Genomic DNA, 17920 nt, shown 5'->3' with positions numbered 1-17920 from the left:
GGCCGGGGGAGCCGCGCGGGTTCCCGCCGTAGCGGCAACTTTGCCGGGATTATCGGCACTCGTCCATGGCTCAAGCGGAAGCGGAACGAAACTTCATCGCGCCGTCATGAAGCATCGCTTCACAAGGCATCACATCACGTAGAAGCGCGCCTTCACCACCACGCCGCCGGTGCCGCACACGACGGTGCGGTTGCGGCCGCTGTTCTTGGCGAAGTAAAGCGACTCGTCGGCGCGGGCGAGCAGGTCGGCCGGCGACTCGGTGCCGTCGGCCGGGCACATGCCGACGCTGACCGTGAAGGAGAAATCCACCCCGTCGGCCGTCGTCGCGGTCATGGCGGAAGTCGCGAGGCGCAGGTCCTCCACCAACGCGATGGTGGCCTCCACGTCCGGGGCCGGCAGGACCATGCAGAACTCCTCGCCGCCGAGTCGCCCGAGGAAGCCGCCGGGCGGAACGCGCGCCGCGCAGGTCGCGGCGAACCGCTTCAGCGCCATGTCGCCGTTGGAATGGCCGTAGGTGTCGTTGATCCGCTTGAAATGGTCGATGTCGAACAGGGCGACGGCGAAGTTGCGCGACAGGCGGTGCTGCTGCTCCAGCCGTTCCATGAAGCGGCGGCGGTTCAGCACACCGGTCAGATAGTCGGTGTTCAGCATCTCCGACATCAGGCGGTGCGTGCGCGTGATGCGCTCGCCGGCGCGCACGCGGGCGCGCAGCATGGGCATGTCGATGGGCTTGGTCAGGAACTCGTCGGCGCCGGCGTCGAACGCCTCGATGCGGCGCTGGATGTCGTCGTCCGCCGTCATCAGGATGCAGAAGGTGCGGTGCTGCTCGTCCTCCGCGCGGACCAGCCAGCACAGTTCCAGCCCGTCCATGCGGGGCATTTCCAGATCGGTGATCAGGATGTGGATGTCGTCCGCGCGGTAGAGATCCAGCGCCTCCGCCCCGTCCCTCGCCATCAGGACGCGGTAACCATGGCCTTCCAGGTGGTCCTTGATGATCTTGCGGACGACCGACGAGTCATCGACGACGAGGACGCTCGACTCCATGGTTGCGCTCGACTCCATGCCATCAACCCCCGAGACTCCACCATCGCAGGGATTTTAGCTAAAGTCATATGCTTTCTGGATCGAACGGTTCGATGCCGAAGCGAATCAGCTTTCCAGCATGCGGCGCAGGAGTTCGACATCCTCGGCGAAGGCGGGGTCGGTGGCGCGCAGCTCCTCCACCTTCTTGACCGCGTGCATGACCGTGGTGTGGTCGCGACCGCCGAACTTGCGCCCGATCTCCGGCAGGGAGCGGGCGGTCAGCTGCTTGGCGAGGTACATGGCGACCTGACGCGGGCGCGCGACGGCGCGGGCGCGGCGGGCCGAATGCATGTCGGCGACGCGGATGTTGAAGTGCTCCGCCACGCGCTTCTGGATCTCGTCGATGGTGACGCGGCGGTCGTTGGCGCGCAGCAGATCGTGCAGCACCTCCTGCGTCGATTCGAGCGAGATGGCCCGGCCGACCAGTTCGGCGTGCGCGACGATGCGGTTCAGCGCCCCTTCCAGCTCGCGCACGTTCGAGGTGATCTTGTGCGCCAGGAACTCCAGCACCTTCAGCGGGATGTTGGCGTTCAGCGCGTCGGCCTTGGCCTGGAGGATGCCGAGTCGCAGCTCGTACGTCGTCGGGTGGATGTCCGCGACGAGGCCCCAGCCGAGGCGGGAGCGCAGCCGCTCCTCCATGCCTTCCAGGTCGGACGGGCTCTTGTCGGCGGAGATGATGACCTGACGGTTCTGGTCCACCAGCGCGTTGAAGGTGTGGAAGAACTCCTCCTGGGTGGAGTCCTTGCCGCTGATGAACTGCACGTCGTCGATCATCAGCACGTCCACCGAGCGGAACTGCTGCTTGAAGGCCATCGTGTCCTTGAAGCGCAGCGCGCGGATGAACTGGTACATGAACTTTTCCGCCGACAGGTAGATCACCTTGCGGTTCGGATCGTTCTTGCGGATCTGCCACGCGATGGCGTGCATCAGGTGCGTCTTGCCGAGGCCCACGCCGCCGTAGAGGAACAGCGGGTTGAAGGTCACCGCCGTGGCGTCCGCGACCCGGCGGGCGGCGGCGTGCGCCAGCTCGTTCGGCTTGCCGACCACGAAATTCTCGAAGGTGAAGCGCGGGTCGAGCGGGGCGGAAATGTCGGTGCGGTCCTCCAGCACGGAGGCCACCGCCGTCGGCGACTCGTCCGACGCGGCGTAGGAGGAGCCGATGTAGGAGGGCGGCGAGTAGGATTGGCCCGAATAGGATTGGCCCATCGCGGGCGCCGGAGCCGGAGCGCGCGGAGCGGGGGGCGGTTCTTCCCCCGAATCGTCGTTGTCGGCCGAGAGTGCCGGCGGAACGTTGGTCGAGGCAACGACGACGTCGATGGATTGGACCTCCGGGTTTTCCCCAGCCCAGAGCACGCGGATGCGGTCGGCATAGTGGGTCAGCACCCAGTCGCGCATGAAGCGCGTGGGCACGACAATGCGCACCTCGCCACCCCGGATGCCCGCCACGGACAGCGGCTGCAGCCAGCTGCGGTAGGCGATCTCGCCCACCTCGTCCTTCAGGCGGCCCCGGATGCGGGCCCACTGTTGATCCAACGACACGCCGACCGACATGCTCCCCCTACTCCTTGCCCCCTCTCCCCCTGCGGGCCGAAACGCAATCGCCGGCCACGGCAACGGAAGCGCGGGGCAAGCCCGCTCACCTCTTTATGTGGCCCCGCTGTCAAGGAATGTTCCTCTCCGGAAGACTCCAACAGCGGATGCCCCCAAACTAGACGGCAGCACTACCCGTTTGGCGAAATGGTAAATCCCGCCAGCGCCCAGCCAATTTTTTAAGAAAGGGACCGTTCCAGAAGCAACGGATTGATTCGTGTTCTTTTTACGATCCGCAGCCTCGAACGTCTCCGTCCTTTAGCGAATGACGAATGATACACGAAGTAACACCAATCCGCCATTCCTTACAGATCGAAAGTCTAATCAGCCGTCCCATCGCTGGCAATGGGACAGAAAGCGAACGAGTCAAAAAGCACAAATCGTGCGTGGCACGGCCGCATCAGCCGCCGCTTGTTTTGCCCGCACTTTAGAAGGATTTTAGCGGAGACTTTGCACAACGCAAAAAGCCGCGCCCAGAACTGGTGCGCGGCTTGATGACGCTGAGAAAAACTCAGAGAGCCTTGATGCGGGCCGACAGGCGCGACAGCTTGCGCGACACCGTGTTCTTGTGCAGAACGCCCTTGGAGACGCCGCGCATCAGTTCCGGCTGGGCGTCCTTGAACGCCTCGGCGGCTTCCGCCTTGTTGCCGGTCTCGATGGCCGTCTCGACCTTCTTCACGAAGGTGCGGATGCGGCTGATGCGGTTACGGTTGACTTCCGTACGACGCTCGGTTTGACGAATGCGCTTTTCAGCAGACTTATGATTGGCCATGAAAACCCTACTCCGGACGACACGCCTGTCCCAGTGCGAGGGGGCCTTATACGCGCCACCCGAATGAGAGTCAAGACGCCGTCAAACGCTGTTTTTATTTAAAGAGGAACGCCACGAAATCTTGGTACCGACCTGCCCCTCCCCCGCAAGATGCGGGGGAGGGGTCGGCGCGGATCAGCGATTCTTCCAGTCCGGCTGGCGCTTCTCGGCGAAGGCCGACATGCCTTCCTTCTGGTCTTCGATGGCGAAGGTGGAGTGGAACAGGCGGCGCTCGACCTTCACGCCCTCGGTCAGCGTGGTCTCGTAGGCCACGTTCACGGCGTCCTTGCACATCATGACGACCGGGCGCGACAGCTTGGCAATCTTCTCGGCGACCTTGACGGCCTCGTCCACCAGCTCGGCGGCCGGGACGACGCGGCTGACGAGGCCGGCGCGCTCGGCTTCCGCCGCGTCCATCAGACGGCCGGTCAGGCACATTTCCATAGCCTTGGATTTGCCGACGAAGCGGGTCAGGCGCTGCGTGCCGCCGGCGCCCGGAATGGTGCCGATGGTGATTTCCGGCTGGCCAAACTTGGCGGTGTCGGCGGCCAGGATGAAGTCGGCCATCATCGCCAGCTCACAGCCGCCGCCCAGCGCGTAGCCGGCGACCGCGGCGATGGTCGGCTTGCGGCACTTGGCCAGACGCTCCCACTTCGCGGTGATGAAGTTGGACGCGTAGACGTCCATGTAGGAGAAGCCCTGCATCTCCTTGATGTCGGCACCGGCCGCGAAGGCCTTTTCCGATCCGGTCACGACGATGGCACCGATGGAGTCGTCGGCCTCCAGCGTGTCCAGAGCCTGGCCCAGTTCGGTGACCAGCTGGTCCGACAGGGCGTTCAGCGCCTTCGGCCGGTTCAGCGTGATCAGACCGACGGGACCGCGGGTCTCCACGAGGATGGTTTCGTACGGCATGTGCGACAAGCTCCCGATATGGTTCGGCCCCCTTTGAGATGGGGGCATTATGGTTGGGCGTCAGCGTGGACTCAGTGTGAAACGCACGGTCGTCTGGCCCGGCTGTGCCGGGCGCCCCGTGTTGACGAACTCCAGGCGCAGCTCCTCGCCCTCGCGCACGTAATTCGTGTCGCTGGTGCGCTTCCAGCCGAGCTGCGGCATGGTCTGATTGTAGAAGGCCAGCACCGCCTTGCGGTCGACCCGGCCGGCCATGACGGACTGCGCGATGCGCCCGTCCGGCTTGTCGAACACCAGCGGTTCCTCCTCGGCGGGGGCGAGGCCCGGCATCACCGGCACATCCCCAAGCCCCGTGACGAAGCGGGTGGATTCGGACGCCCTCGCGGGCAAGGGGACCCCGACCAGACCCGCGAAGACGGGGCCGGCGAGGAGGAAGGCGGCGAAAACCGCCCGAGCAAAGGCCGGTGGAGCCATCATAACCGTCACCTATATCAGCGCTGACGCTGCGGACAATAGAAAGTCGAGCGGCCGGCCTGCACGATGCGCCGGATGCCCCCGGTCCCGGCCACATCGCAGCTGCATCCCGGACAGGGCTGCCCCTCCCGGTCGTAGACCGAGAACTGGTGCTGGAAGTAGCCGAGTTCGCCCGACGCCTGCCGATAGTCGCGCAAGGAGGAGCCACCGGCCTCGATGGCGCGGCCCAGCACCTCGCGGATCGCGGTGGCGAGCCGGTCCGCCTTGGCCCCGGTCACCGTGGCGGCGATCCGCTTCGGGCTGAGGCGGGACAGGAACAGCGCCTCCGACACGTAGATGTTGCCGAGCCCCGCGACGACCGTCTGGTCGAGCAGCGCCGCCTTGATGCTGGTCATCTTGCCGGCCAGCCGCTCGGCCAGGACCGGGCCGGAGAATTCGTTGCCCAGCGGCTCCGGCCCCAGCGTGCGCAGCAGCGGGTGTTCGGAAACCGTGTCGGCGGTGGCCAGATCCATCAGGCCGAATCGGCGCGCGTCGTTGAAGGTGACCACCGTGCCGGCGTCCGTCTCGAACACCACATGGTCGTGCGCGCCGTAGGCGGGCGGCGCCTCCGGCGTGATGATCATCCGCCCCGACATGCCCAGATGCGCGATCAGCACCGTCCCGTCGTCCAGATGGATCAGGATGTACTTGGCCCGCCGCCGCACCGACTCGACCCGGCGTCCGGTCAGCCGCTCGCAGAATTGCGGCGGAAAGGGAAAGCGCAGGTTCGGCCGGCGCTGCTGCACACAGACCAGCGTGCGGCCTTCCAGATGCGGGGCAAGGCCCCGGCAGACGGTTTCGACTTCGGGAAGCTCTGGCATGGGCTTACAGGGTGGGGAGAACGGCGCCCCAATGCAAGGCGTGCGTCAAAACGGTCAGTCCTTTATCGGTATTCCCACTATGGAAGCCCGGAATTTTCTCATCTCTGCGACCTTCTGTTCCGTTTTCATGGAAGTATCACTCGCCAGCTCCTGACAAAACATGGCAATAAATGCCATGTTGATAAGCGTCTCACTAGCGTTTGGATAGCGGGATAGCACCTCCTTTTTTTCAACCGATGCGCGACCGCTTAGTTCAGCGTTTCCGATCATTTTTATTAAGCCGCCCACTGAACCTTTGATATCACCTTCTATTTTTTGGTCGTTAAGTGGTGGCGTCTCAGGGCATTTCTGTGACCAAGCCGGCGCGGCTAAAAGCACTACGATCATGCCCATCATGATGGCGCTGATTTTCATTTTCTATCCTCGTCAGCAGTTTTGTGCTCTACCTATCGACGTGCTACACACTCTTACGCCATTACGTGCTTCTTCCCAAAATTGCGCATCAGACAAAGGTGCAAGTTCGTTTAAATCGAGTGCTGATGATTCAGAAAATACAGGAACGTCTTGTTCGGCATCGATAATCGTTCCAACTTGTATTTCCCTCCGATCATGCAAGACGTCACTTTGAACCGATTTAATTTCCACTCCAAGCCTCGACAAGCTTTTGATAACCTCCACCACTTCACGCCTCGGGACTCGGTTTTTGTTTACAAACAATACATCTGCCGGGTTTCGCACGTCGATATCAGAAAACCCACGCCGCACATCGTATTTTGCAGGAAGCATCCGACGCAGAGCTTCCATTTTCTCACTTCCAATATTCGATTTTGGAAACACCTTTAGAATAGTAGAGTCTCTTGCGACCTCTGGCTTAGCATAATCGTTGGCTGCAATTTTGGTTTTCGTTTTCAATTCTTCTGTATTCACCTGCTGCGGGCGCACGTTCAGAAATATTGCAACAAAATACTTGTGCAACTCGACGATCTTTTTAGCATCGTCCATCGAGCCGTCACGGATGAATTTGCAAATGTCTGAATAAACAACGAGCTGCGGTATCAGTTCTTTCGCGTTTGGAAGACGATCCAGTATTTGCTTTTCGACGACTTTTTCGTCTTTTGATTCAGTCCTTTCCCGGACAATTCCCATAAGTGTCTGCTTAGATTGTTGAAAACTCTGACGAGAAACGTCTTGGAAGGACAAATCGGGGCACGCCGGTGCCGCTATAGTACCACTTGGACAAAGTATAGCTATAGCCATCCCAGAAATTATGATAGTTTCTAATCGCATTTTCCCCTCTCCTCAATTTCCCGAACAACTGATGAGAGATTGATTGTCTAGCATAGATCCTACAGAATGCGAGGGTAGTAAAGATAGTAACGCGTCTTAGTTCCCTGATGTTAAAGCCGTGCGCTTCGCATACTCCAGTATGTACTGGGCAACACACAGCGTTTGGAGGTGACGCATGCTCGTAACAGCCGCTGCTTTTTCGAAACTTCAGGCAGCAATCGCGTTCGTGGCAATCACGGCAAATTCGTGCCCTCCACCACCATCAATGACGGACAGCACCATTTTGGTCGAAACTAAGAAGAATATTGAAGAACAGCAAAACAAGCTTGGGCAATACACAATAGTATCGTCCTACAGAGAGACGAGAAATGACGTGATGTCCAAGATACCGAACGCGGACAGTCTTATTGTAGATCGGGCAATTGCTCATATTTATTGCACACTCCTTCTTGATGATTCCTCGAAAAGCGATGAGGAGAAAACCGATATCTATGGACGCCTCCTTTTAGAGATGCACAACAACGCGAATTGAGTGGGACTGCGGTTACCCGGTTGCCACTGGTTGGTGCGCCTTCGCTCCGACAGCTACGCCCCGGCTGGCGAAAGCCCAGGCTGCGCGCTATGTTGCGCGCCATGACCGAGCGCACCCCCCCTGATCCCAATATGGCCGATCCGAACAAGGCCCCCGGCTCCGAAGGCAACTGGTTCGGATTCCAGCCCGTGGATCCCGACGCCAAGTCGGGCCTCGTCCGCGCCGTCTTCGACAGCGTGGCCGGGCGCTACGACCTGATGAACGACCTGATGTCGGGCGGCATCCATCGGCTGTGGAAGGACACGCTGATGGAGATGGTGGCGCCGAAGGCCGACATGACGCTGCTGGACGTGGCGGGCGGCACGGGCGACATCGCCTTCCGCTTCCTGCAACGGGGCGGCGGCCGGGCCATCGTCTGCGACATCACCGAGTCGATGGTCCGCGTCGGGCGCGACCGCTCCTTCGACCGGGGCATCCTGTCGGGGGTGAACTGGACGGTCGGCGACGCGGAAAAGCTGCCCTTCGCCTCGCGCTCGGTGGACGCCTACACGATCGCCTTCGGCCTGCGCAACGTCACGCGAATCGACGCCGCGCTTTCCGAGGCCCGTCGCGTGTTGAAGCCCGGTGGAAAGTTCTTCTGCCTGGAGTTCAGCCACGTGGTTCTGCCGGTCCTGCGCGAGATTTACGACGTTTATTCCTTCCAGCTGCTGCCCAAGCTGGGCCGCGTGGTCGCGGGCGACGAGGACTCCTACCGCTATCTGGTGGAGAGCATCCGGCGCTTCCCCCAGCAGGAGGCGCTCGCCAAGCGGATCGAGGCGGCCGGCTTCGGCGCCGTGCGCGTTCGCAACCTGACGGGCGGCATCGCCGCCATCCATTCCGGCTGGCGGATTTAAGCTCCCGTGTTCCGCACCATCCGCAACCTCGTCCGCCTGTTCGGCATCGCCCGCACGGTGGCCCGCTACAACGCCCTGCCCGAGACGCTGCCGCAGGTGGCGCCGGCCGGTGCGCTGTTCTGGCGCTGGGTCTCCAACCAGAAGGAGCCGGGCCGCGTCGGCCAGCGCCTCGCCCGCGCTCTGGCGGAGCTGGGGCCGACCTACATCAAGCTAGGCCAGCTGTTATCGACGCGCTCCGACCTTGTCGGCGAGCGGATGGCGACCGACCTTGCCGAGTTGCAGGACAAGCTGCCGCCCTTCCCCGGTTCCCAGGCCCGCGCGATCATCGAGGAGGAGCTGGGCCAGCCCATCGCGACCGTCTTCCTGAGCTTCGACGAGGAGCCGGTCGCCGCCGCCTCCATCGCGCAGGTGCATTTCGCGGTGACCGCCGACGGGCGGGAGGTTGCGGTCAAGGTGCTGCGCCCCGGCATCGAGTTCGCCTTCGAACGCGACATCGACCTGTTCTTCTGGCTGGCCGAGTGGGCCGAGTATCTGCTGCCGAAGCTGAAGCGCCTGCGCCTGCGCGAGGTGGTGGAGACCTTCGCCCGCACCTCCCGCCTGGAGATGGAGCTGCGGATGGAGGCGGCGGCCGCGTCGGAGCTGGCCGCCAACTTCAAGGGCGACCCGACCTTCAGCGTGCCCATGATCGACTGGGACCGCACGGCGCGCCGCGTCCTGACGCTGGAGCGCATCCGCGGCCTGAAGGTGGACGAGAGCGAGCGCATCGACGCCGCCGGCTTCGACCGCGACGAGATTCTGGCGAAGGCCTCCGCCGCCTTCTTCAACCAAGTGTTCCGCGACGGCTTCTTCCACGCCGACCTGCACCCCGGCAACCTGTTCGTGAACCAGGACGGCAACATCACCGCCGTCGATTTCGGCATCATGGGCCGGCTGGACCGGGCGACGCGCACCTATCTGGCCGACATGCTCATCGGCTTCCTGACCGGCGATTACCGCCGGGTGGCGCTGGTTCATTTCGAAGCCGGTTACGTTCCGCGCCACCAGTCCATCGAGATCTTCACCCAAGCCTGCCGCGCCATCGGCGAGCCGTTGCAGAACAAGCCGCTGAACGAGATCTCGGTCGGCCGGCTGCTCGCCCAGCTGTTCGCCGTGACCGAACAGTTCGAGATGGAGACGCAGCCGCAATTGCTGCTGCTGCAAAAGAGCATGCTGACCGCCGAGGGCGTCGGCCGCATCCTGAACCCCAACATCAACATGTGGGAGCTGGCGCGCCCGCTGATCGAGGAGTGGATGCGCGAGAACCGGGGTCCGGAGGCGCAGATCCTCGACGATCTAGAGGCCACCGTCTACACGGTCCGCCGCCTGCCCCATCTGGTGCGCGAGGCCGAGCGCGCCGCCACGCAGATCGCGGAAGCCGGCCTTCGCCTGCACCCGCAGACGATCCGTTACATGCTCGACCGCTGGGTGGACCGGCGCCAGAGCGAACGCGTGGCGATCTGGGCCATCCTCGCGCTGCTGGCGGTCATCGCCGTGGAGTTGCTGTAACCGCGCCTGTCTTTCGGAAGGGTGCGACCCCTCGCCCCTCCCCCATGGGCGTGCTTGACCCGCCGGAGACGGTTGCCGACACTGAATGGGTCGCAACCGACTCCGGAGGCACGCCATGCCCCGCGACGAATTCCAAGCCCTCCTCACCTATGTCCAGACCGACCAGCTTCACCCGCACCGGGCGCACTCCGGCGCGCTGGAGAAGCCGCCGCCCGTCATCACCATCGCCCGCGACCATGGCGCCGGCGGCGACGTGATCGCCCCCAAGGTGGCCGAGGCGCTGGGCGTCCAGTGCTTCGACAAGGAAATCCTGGACGTCGTCGTGGCGACGGCCAAGTCCGACCCCGCCCTGATGCGGACGCTGGACGAAAAGCTGCCGGAACGCGCGGGCATGTTCCTCTACGCCAGCCTGCTCGGCCTGCACGACCCGCTGAGCGAGTACCAGCAGCTGCTGACGCAGGTGGTCAACGGCATCGCCTTTCGCGGCGGCGTGATTGTCGGACGCGGCGCGCACCTGCTGCTGCGCGGATCGTTGCGGTTTCGTGTGCGCATCGTCGGCTCCGACGAGGTCTGCGCCCTGCGGCTGGCCGGCGGCGACAAGGACAAGGCGGCGGAAAAGCTGGCCGAGGTGCGGACGGTCAACGCCGCCCGCGCCAAGTTCTTCCAGGAAACCTTCAAGGCGAACAACAACGACCCGCTGCAATACGACCTGATCGTGAACACCGACCGGTTCGCGAGCCTGGACGCGGTGGCCGATCTGATCGTGCGGGGGTATCACGCGCACGGGGGCAAGGAGTAGGGGTACAAATTCTTCACGGATTGCGCGGATTTGAACACGGATTACACGGATTTTTTTTCGAGCTTGGCGATGCATGGGCTCCTTGCAGAGGCCAGCACACGGCAAGCAAAGAAAATCCGTGAAATCCGCGCCTCAATCCGTGAAATCCGTGAAGATTGAGTAGCTTGCAAAGATCCTACCGCCGCTCCGCCCACCACGACTCGACGAGAGGGCCATACAAAGGCGTCACCTCCGGGCGTTTCAGCCAGGACCAGCGGGCCATACGGTCCACCGGGCTGTGGAACAGCGGCACCATGTATTGCCCCCACAGCAGCACGCGGTCGAGCGCGCGAACCCGCGCCACGAGATCGTCCCGCGTCCGGGCCTCGGCAATGGAGGCGGCGATGGCGTCCACCACCGGGTCCTTGATGCCGGCGTAATTGCGGCTGCCCGGCTGGTCGGCGGCGGCCGAACCAAAATAATAAAGCTGCTCGTTGCCGGGCGAGAGGGATGACACCCACCAGCGCACGGTCATGTCGAAATCGAAACTGTCCAGCCGCGCCTGATACTGCGCGTTGTCCACCGTACGGACGGACGCGGCGATGCCCAGCCGTTCCAGCGACCGGGCGAACTCCAGCGCCACGCGCTCGTCGGCCGGGTTGCCCAGCAGGATCTCGAAGGCGAAGGGCTGGCCGGCACCGTTGACGAGGCGTCCGTCGCGGATGCGCCAACCCGCCTCGGACAGCAGGCGCAGGGCCTCGCGCAGGTTGGCGCGCCCACCCGCCGGGCCGCTGCCATCGGTCTGCGGAAGCGTGAACGGCTGCGTGAAGAGGCCCGGCGGCAGGCGGTCGCGGAAACGCGCCAGAACGCTCAGTTCTTTCGCGACCGGAACGCCCTCGGCGGCCAGTTCGGAGGTGGGGTAGTAGCTCCGCGTGCGGACCAGCGCGCCGTGGAACAGGGTCTTGTTGATCCAAGCGAAATCGGTGGCAAGGCCCAGCGCTTCCCGCACGCGGCGGTCTTGGAACAGCGGGCGGCGCGTGTTGAAGATCAGGCCGCGCGCGAACTCCGGCCGCTTGTGCGGTAACTCCTCCAATACGATGCGGCCATCGCGCAGCGCCGGGCCGTCATAGGCGGTGGCCCATTTGCCGGGATCGTCCTCGCGCCGCACGTCGCCCTGCCCGGCCTTGAACGCCTCCAGCGCCACGGTGTCGTCGCGGAAATAGGTGAAGTCCAGCGTGTCGAAGTTGAACAGCCCGCGCCGGGTCGGCAGGTCGCGGCCCCAATAGTCGGCCACCCGTTCGTAGACGATGCGCCGGCCGGCATCGACCAGCTTGACCCGGTAAGGACCGCTGCCCATCGGCGGATCGAGCGTCGTCTGCTCGAACGCCCGCCCTGTCCACCACGCCTTGGAATGAATGGGCATCAGCCCCATCAGCAACGGCATTTCGCGGTCCAGCGCGCCGTCGGGACCGGGCGCGAAGGTGAAGCGGACGGCGCGGTCGCCCAGCGCCTCGGCGCTCGCCACCTTGGCGTAAAACTGGCGGCGGTTGGGCGTTCCATGGACGCGCTGGATCTCCAGCGAGAACAGGACGTCGGCGGCGGTGACGGGCGTGCCGTCGTGCCAGCGCGCCGCCGGGTTCAGATGGAAGGTGGCGGCGCCGCGATCCTCCGGCACCTCCAGGCCTTCGGCCAGCAGGCCGTAGAGGGAGAAAGGCTCGTCCCACGACCGCACCAGCATCGTTTCGAAGACGAAACCGAGGCCCAGCGCCGGCACGCCCTTCACCACATGGGGGTTCAGCGTGTCGAAGCCGCCGGTCACCGCTTGACGCAACACGCCGCCCTTCGGGGCGTCCGGGTTGACATAAGGGAAGTGACTGAATCCGGGCGGCAGAGCCAGATCAGCGTGCATCGCAACACCGTGGGCAGGGCCGCCCGCCGGCTCGCTCCACGCCGGAAAAGCCTCAAAAAGCAGAAAAAGCAGTACGAAAAGCGTTCGGATCATGCGCAAAAGGCTCGCCCCATTGCCGCACCCGCGCAAGTGCCTTTGACTTATGCTCGCTTCTGCCTAAAACTCCGCCCCCGCGCGGCGTCGGGAGATTGGCCGGCGTCCTCATCCCGCGCATCCCGCTTTTGCATTCAAAGGATAGTTTCCATGGATCTCAGCAAGGTTCCGGTTGGCAAGAACGCCCCGTGGGACGTGAACGTGGTCATCGAGATCCCGTTGCGCGGCGAGCCGGTGAAGTACGAGATCGACAAGGAGTCGGGCGCGATGTTCGTCGACCGCTTCCTGCACACGGCCATGTACTACCCCTGCAACTACGGCTTCATCCCGCACACCCTGTCGGGCGACGGCGACCCGGTGGACGTCTGCGTGGTCGGCCGCCATTCGGTCATTCCGGGCGCGGTTCTGCGCTCGCGCCCGATCGGCGTTCTCTACATGGAGGACGAGGGCGGCGAGGACGAGAAGCTGCTGGCGGTGCCGGTTGACAAGCTGCACCCGTTCTACGCCAACGTGAAGTCCTACAAGGACCTGCCGGAGATCACCACCGAGCAGATCGCCCACTTCTTCCAGCACTACAAGGATCTGGAAAAGGGCAAGTGGGTGAAGATCCTGCGCTGGGGCGACGAGCACGAAGCCGCCCGCAAGATCCAGGAAGGCATGGAGCGCGCCGCCGCCGCCACCAAGGGCAAGGCCGGCCCGATCGTCTGATCGGACCGCCGACTGGACCGATTGCATGGACCGGATCCGCGTCGTCGAAGGCGACATCACGCGCCAGACGGTTGACGCCATCGTCAACGCCGCAAACGCCGCCCTGAAGGCGGGCGGCGGCGTGGACGGGGCGATCCACCGCGCCGCGGGACCGGACCTGCAACGGGAACTGGACGGGATCGGCGGTTGCCCCACGGGCGACTGCCGCCTGTCGCGGGGGTACGGCCTGCCCGCCCCGCACATCATCCATTGCGTCGGCCCGGTCTGGCGCGGCGGCACCCAGGACGAGGAGCGGCTGCTGGAAAGCTGCTACCGCTCGGCCCTGGCCCTGGCGCGCCGCCATGGCCTCCGCACGCTTGCCTTCCCGGCCATCAGCACGGGCATCTACGGCTTCCCCAAGCAGCGCGCCGCCGAGGTCGCGGTCGCAGCCGTCCGCGACGAGCTGGCCAAGGATGACGCCATCGCCGAGATCCGCTTCGTGGTGTTCGACACGGAAACGGCGGCGATCTACCGCCGGCTGCTTCCGGGCGCCTAGACGCCCGTCTCCAACGTCCCTTCCACCGACGTCGCGGCGTCCTTCAGGATTTCCGCGCTGCGCTTCAGCGCCACGGCCTCCTCGTCGGACAGGTCGGGCATGACCGTCTCCAGCACGCCGCGCGCGCCAACCACGCGGGGCAGCGACAAGGCCACCTCCGGCACGCCCAGCACCGAGTCGTTGAGGATCGAGCAGGTCAGAACAGCCCGCTCGTCCCCGGCGATGGCCGCGACGATGCGCGACAGGCCGCCGCCGATGCCGAAGGCAGTGTGGCCCTTGCCGTCGATGATGCGGTAGGCGGCGCGGCGCACGCCCTCGTCGATGGAGGCGCGGTCGCCCTCGGTCAGCGGTCGGCCGAGCTGCGCGGCGCAGGAGTCCACCGGAACGCCGGCCGCCATGGCGCCGGACCATACCAGCACCTCCGAATCCCCGTGCTCGCCCAGCACATAGGCGTGCACCGACTTCGGCGTGACGCCCAGGCGGGCCGCCAGCAGCGCCCGAAAACGCGCGGTGTCCAGGATGGTGCCGGAGCCGATGACCCGTGTCCGGTCCAGGCCGGAGATGCGCGCGGCAACCTGCGTCATCACGTCCACCGGGTTGGTCGCCACCAGCAGGACGGCGTCGGGTGCCACAGCCAGCGCGGCCGGAATGATGGCGGCGAAGACCCGCGCGTTGCGCTCCAGCAGTTGCAGGCGCGTCTCGCCCGGCTTCTGCGCGACGCCGGCGGTCAGCACGATCACCCCCGCCCCCGCCAGATCAGCGTAGGAGCCGTGCCGCACCACGGTGGGATGGGCGAAGGGAACGGCGTGCGCGATGTCCTGCGCCTGGGCCATCGCCATCTTTTCGTTCAGGTCCACCAGCACCACCTCGCTGGCCGAACCGCTCATCACCATGGCGAAGGCGGCGGTGGCGCCCACCGCTCCGGCCCCGACGACCCCGACCTTCATCCCCGCCCCCATTGTTTGTTCGCGCAACCAACCTGAGGCATTCGAGCTTCGCACTCAAGCGGGTTGAACTATGACCTTCGGGCGCGACGAAAGGGCACCTATACAAAGGTAATACCAACGTATATGTTGCGGCGCAGCATGAGCGGCGATCCGCCACGTTGTTCCGGCGCGATTGCCCTCATACCCCTGTTTGCCATGGAACTGTCGCAAGCCCGCATTACATTGCCCGCGGCGGCAGTTTGAGACCCATTCCCGGACCCGGCCATGACCGTTCGCAACCTCGACCACCTGTTCAAGCCGACCTCCATCGCCCTGATCGGGGCGAGCCGCAAGGCGAACCCGGTGGGGGCCGTGGTGGCCCGCAACCTGTTCAACGCCGGGTTCGACGGCCCGATCATGCCGGTGAACCCGACCGAACGCGCGGTGGAAGGCGTTCTGGCCTACAAGACGGTGGACGATCTGCCGGTCACGCCCGACCTGGCGGTGATCTGCACCCCGCCCGACACGGTGGCCGCGACCATCGACGCGTTGGGCAAGCGCGGGACGAAGGCGGCCATCGTCATCCCCGGTGGCTTTTCCAAGGAGCAGACGCAAAAGCTGCTGGACACCGCCAAGCCGCACCTGATGCGCGTCATCGGCCCGAACAGCCTGGGCATCATGGTGCCGGGGCGCGGGCTGAACGCCAGCTTCGGCCATGTAACGCCGAAGAAGGGCGACGTGGCGCTGGTGGCGCAGTCGTCGATGGTCGTAACCTCCATCGCCGACTGGGCGACGGCGCGCGGCATCGGCTTCTCGCACCTGATCTCCATGGGCGACAAGTCGGACGTCGATTTTGGCGACCTGCTGGACTATCTGGCCGGCGACGGCTCGGTGCGCGCGATCCTGCTCTACATCGAGAGCATCTCCAACGCCCGCAAGTTCATGTCGGCGGCGCGCTCCGCTGCCCGCCAGAAGCCGGTCATCGTCATCAAGGCCGGCCGCACGGACGAAGCGCTGGAGGCCTCCACCTCGCACACCGGGTCGCTGGCTGTGTCGGACGCGGTCTACGACGCCGCCTTCCGCCGCGCCGGCATCCTGCGCGTGAACGGCCTGGACGAGCTGTTCGACGCCGTGGGCACGCTGGCGACCGGCGTGCCGATCACCGGCGACCGGCTGGCCATCCTGACCAACGGCGGCGGCATGGGCGTGATGGCGACCGACGCGCTGATCCTGGCCGGCGGCAAGCTCGCCCAGTTCGCCCCGGAAACGCAGGAGGCGCTGGAGAAGGCGCTGGGCGGCATCGCGGGCAACGGGCGCAACCCGCTGCGCATCGGCGCCGACGCCTCGCCCAAGCGCTACGCCGACGCGCTGAACGCGCTGATGCAGGACCCGAACAACGACGCGGTCCTGGTGCTGAACTGCCCCTCGGCGGTCACCGATTCGCTGGCCGCCGCGAAGGCGGTGGTGGACACCATGGTTGCCAACAAGACGCGCAAGCATCCGGTGCTGACCAGCTGGCTCGGCGACGGGTCGGCCTCGGAGGCGCGCAAGCTGTTCGCCGCCAACCGCGTGCCCACCTACGACACGCCGAGCCACGCGGTGCGCGCCTTCCTGCATTTGGTGGAATACCGCCGGAACCAGGAACTGCTGATGGAAACCCCGGCTTCGGTGCCGGAAGACTTCCAGCCGGACGGCATCGCGGTGCGCAAGATCATCGCCCGCGCCATCGCCGAGAAGCGCGAGTGGCTGACCGAGTATGAGGCCAAGCGCGTGCTGGCCGCCTACGGCATCCCCGTGGTGGACACCCGCTGCGCCGACACGCCGGAGGAGGCCGCGCGCTGCGCCGCCATGATCGGCGGGCCGCTGGCGCTGAAGATCCTGTCGCCGGACATCACCCACAAGTCCGACGTGGGCGGCGTCGCCCTGCACCTGACCGAGCCGGAGGAGGTCCAGGCCGAGGCCGAAGCCATGCTGGCCCGCGTGCGCGAGGCCGTGCCCGGCGCCCGGATCGAGGGCTTCACGGTGCAGGAAATGGCCGTCCGCCCCGACGCCTACGAGCTGATCGTCGGCATGACCGAGAACGAGCTGTTCGGCCCTGTCCTGCTGTTCGGCGAGGGCGGCATCGGCGTGGAGGTGGTCGAGGACTACGCGCTGGCCCTGCCGCCGCTGAACATGAAGCTGGCGACCGAGCTGATGGGCCGCACCCGCATCTGGAAGCAGTTGCAGGGCTACCGCTCCCGCGCGGCGGTGGACTTGGAGGCGGTGTCCATGGCGCTGAACCGCGTGTCGCAGCTGGTCGTGGACTTCCCGGAGATCGCCGAGCTGGACATCAACCCGCTGCTGGCCGATGCGGAAGGCGTGATGGCGTTGGACGCCCGCATCAAGGTCGGCGTGCCGGCTTTGCCCGGCGCCAAGCGGCTGGCCATCCGCCCCTACCCCAAGGCGCTGGAAGACCGGCTCAGCATCAAGGACGGCCGCCAGTTCCTCGTCCGCCCGATCCTGCCGGAGGACGAACCGCTGGTGCACCACATGGTGGCGAACCAGACGCCGGAGGATCTGCGGCTGCGCTTCTTCGCGCCGCTGAAGCGGCTCTCGCACCAAGCCGCCGCCCGTCTGACCCAAATCGACTACGACCGCGAGATGGGGTTGGTGGCGGTCGGCCCGGACCCGGAGACCGGCGAAACCATCATGTACGGCGTGGTCCGCATCACCGCCGACCCCGACAACCTGCGCGCCGAATACGCGGTCATGGTGCGGTCGGACATGAAGGGCCAGGGCCTCGGCTACCAGCTGATGAACCGCATCCTGGACTACGCCCGCTCGCGCGGGATCAAGGAGGTCTACGGCGAGGTTCTGCGCGAGAACACCAACATGCTGGGCATGTGCCGGGCACTGGGCTTCATCCGCAAGGAGAACCTGGACGAACCCGGCGTCGTCGAGGTGCGCATCGAACTGGGCGGCGGGATCGGCGCGGCGGCGCAGTAGGG

The 17920-nt window shown here is 65.2% G+C and carries 17 protein-coding genes; 7 read left to right on the top strand and 10 right to left on the bottom strand.

From position 1 onward, the window contains the following. Nucleotides 1-129: 129 nt before the first annotated feature. From J2852_RS05030 to J2852_RS04995, 8 genes are all read right to left on the bottom strand, one after another. Nucleotides 130-1062: a GGDEF domain-containing response regulator gene (locus J2852_RS05030; RefSeq protein ID WP_209871869.1), complete on the bottom strand. Its 933-nt coding sequence runs from the start codon at nucleotides 1060-1062 to the stop codon at nucleotides 130-132. A gap of 87 nt (nucleotides 1063-1149) precedes the next feature. Continuing rightward, the gene (dnaA, locus tag J2852_RS05025) at nucleotides 1150-2634 is read right to left on the bottom strand and encodes a chromosomal replication initiator protein DnaA (RefSeq protein WP_209871866.1); all 1485 of its coding nucleotides are present in this window, start codon (nucleotides 2632-2634) and stop codon (nucleotides 1150-1152) included. Between the two features lie 550 nt (nucleotides 2635-3184). After that, the gene (rpsT, locus tag J2852_RS05020) at nucleotides 3185-3445 is read right to left on the bottom strand and encodes a 30S ribosomal protein S20 (RefSeq protein WP_209871863.1); all 261 of its coding nucleotides are present in this window, start codon (nucleotides 3443-3445) and stop codon (nucleotides 3185-3187) included. A 174-nt stretch (nucleotides 3446-3619) separates the two neighbouring features. Next, entirely contained in the window at nucleotides 3620-4396 is a 777-nt protein-coding gene (locus tag J2852_RS05015) for an enoyl-CoA hydratase (protein WP_209871860.1), read from the bottom strand. Between the two features lie 60 nt (nucleotides 4397-4456). Next, a complete protein-coding gene (locus J2852_RS05010) occupies nucleotides 4457-4870 on the bottom strand; it encodes a hypothetical protein (protein WP_209871858.1) in 414 nt (137 codons plus the stop codon). 14 nt (nucleotides 4871-4884) lie between these two features. Continuing rightward, nucleotides 4885-5727, bottom strand: a complete 843-nt coding sequence (gene mutM, locus J2852_RS05005) for a bifunctional DNA-formamidopyrimidine glycosylase/DNA-(apurinic or apyrimidinic site) lyase (RefSeq protein ID WP_209871855.1) — start codon at nucleotides 5725-5727, stop codon at nucleotides 4885-4887. A 54-nt stretch (nucleotides 5728-5781) separates the two neighbouring features. Beyond that, nucleotides 5782-6141 (bottom strand): hypothetical protein, encoded by a 360-nt coding sequence (locus J2852_RS05000; protein WP_209871852.1) that lies wholly within the window; start codon nucleotides 6139-6141, stop codon nucleotides 5782-5784. 12 nt (nucleotides 6142-6153) lie between these two features. Beyond that, nucleotides 6154-7014: a hypothetical protein gene (locus J2852_RS04995; RefSeq protein ID WP_209871849.1), complete on the bottom strand. Its 861-nt coding sequence runs from the start codon at nucleotides 7012-7014 to the stop codon at nucleotides 6154-6156. A 175-nt stretch (nucleotides 7015-7189) separates the two neighbouring features. Here J2852_RS04995 and J2852_RS04990 point away from each other — a divergent pair, with 175 nt between their 5' ends. The 4 genes from J2852_RS04990 (at nucleotide 7190) to J2852_RS04975 (ending at nucleotide 10783) form a co-directional block, all read left to right on the top strand. Beyond that, nucleotides 7190-7546, top strand: coding sequence for a hypothetical protein (locus J2852_RS04990; protein WP_209871846.1), 357 nt, complete (start codon nucleotides 7190-7192; stop codon nucleotides 7544-7546). A 101-nt stretch (nucleotides 7547-7647) separates the two neighbouring features. Next, nucleotides 7648-8439 (top strand): class I SAM-dependent methyltransferase, encoded by a 792-nt coding sequence (locus J2852_RS04985; RefSeq protein ID WP_425514350.1) that lies wholly within the window; start codon nucleotides 7648-7650, stop codon nucleotides 8437-8439. Nucleotides 8440-8445: 6 nt separating this feature from the next. Then, entirely contained in the window at nucleotides 8446-9984 is a 1539-nt protein-coding gene (ubiB, locus tag J2852_RS04980; RefSeq protein ID WP_209871841.1) for a 2-polyprenylphenol 6-hydroxylase, read from the top strand. Nucleotides 9985-10099: 115 nt separating this feature from the next. Continuing rightward, on the top strand, nucleotides 10100-10783 hold the full coding sequence (locus tag J2852_RS04975) for a cytidylate kinase-like family protein (protein WP_209871838.1): 684 nt from the start codon (nucleotides 10100-10102) through the stop codon (nucleotides 10781-10783). A gap of 175 nt (nucleotides 10784-10958) precedes the next feature. Here J2852_RS04975 and J2852_RS04970 read toward each other — a convergent pair whose 3' ends face one another. After that, entirely contained in the window at nucleotides 10959-12671 is a 1713-nt protein-coding gene (locus J2852_RS04970; protein WP_246499290.1) for an extracellular solute-binding protein, read from the bottom strand. A 243-nt stretch (nucleotides 12672-12914) separates the two neighbouring features. On the opposite strand from J2852_RS04970, the gene ppa reads away from it, so the two are divergent. Then, a complete protein-coding gene (ppa, locus tag J2852_RS04965) occupies nucleotides 12915-13472 on the top strand; it encodes an inorganic diphosphatase (protein ID WP_209871832.1) in 558 nt (185 codons plus the stop codon). Between the two features lie 25 nt (nucleotides 13473-13497). Then, nucleotides 13498-14007, top strand: a complete 510-nt coding sequence (locus tag J2852_RS04960) for an O-acetyl-ADP-ribose deacetylase (RefSeq protein ID WP_209871829.1) — start codon at nucleotides 13498-13500, stop codon at nucleotides 14005-14007. Here J2852_RS04960 and J2852_RS04955 read toward each other — a convergent pair. Beyond that, entirely contained in the window at nucleotides 14004-14954 is a 951-nt protein-coding gene (locus J2852_RS04955) for an L-lactate dehydrogenase (protein WP_209871827.1), read from the bottom strand. The two genes, J2852_RS04960 and J2852_RS04955, sit on opposite strands and share 4 nt — an antisense overlap. A gap of 264 nt (nucleotides 14955-15218) precedes the next feature. On the opposite strand from J2852_RS04955, the gene J2852_RS04950 reads away from it, so the two are divergent. Next, a complete protein-coding gene (locus J2852_RS04950) occupies nucleotides 15219-17918 on the top strand; it encodes a bifunctional acetate--CoA ligase family protein/GNAT family N-acetyltransferase (protein WP_209871824.1) in 2700 nt (899 codons plus the stop codon). Nucleotides 17919-17920 lie beyond the last annotated feature (2 nt).

This window comes from Azospirillum soli (genome assembly GCF_017876165.1).
Classification (GTDB): domain Bacteria; phylum Pseudomonadota; class Alphaproteobacteria; order Azospirillales; family Azospirillaceae; genus Azospirillum; species Azospirillum soli.
Note: the sequence above shows the minus strand (reverse complement) of the source record. Positions and strands in the feature narration are given on the sequence as shown.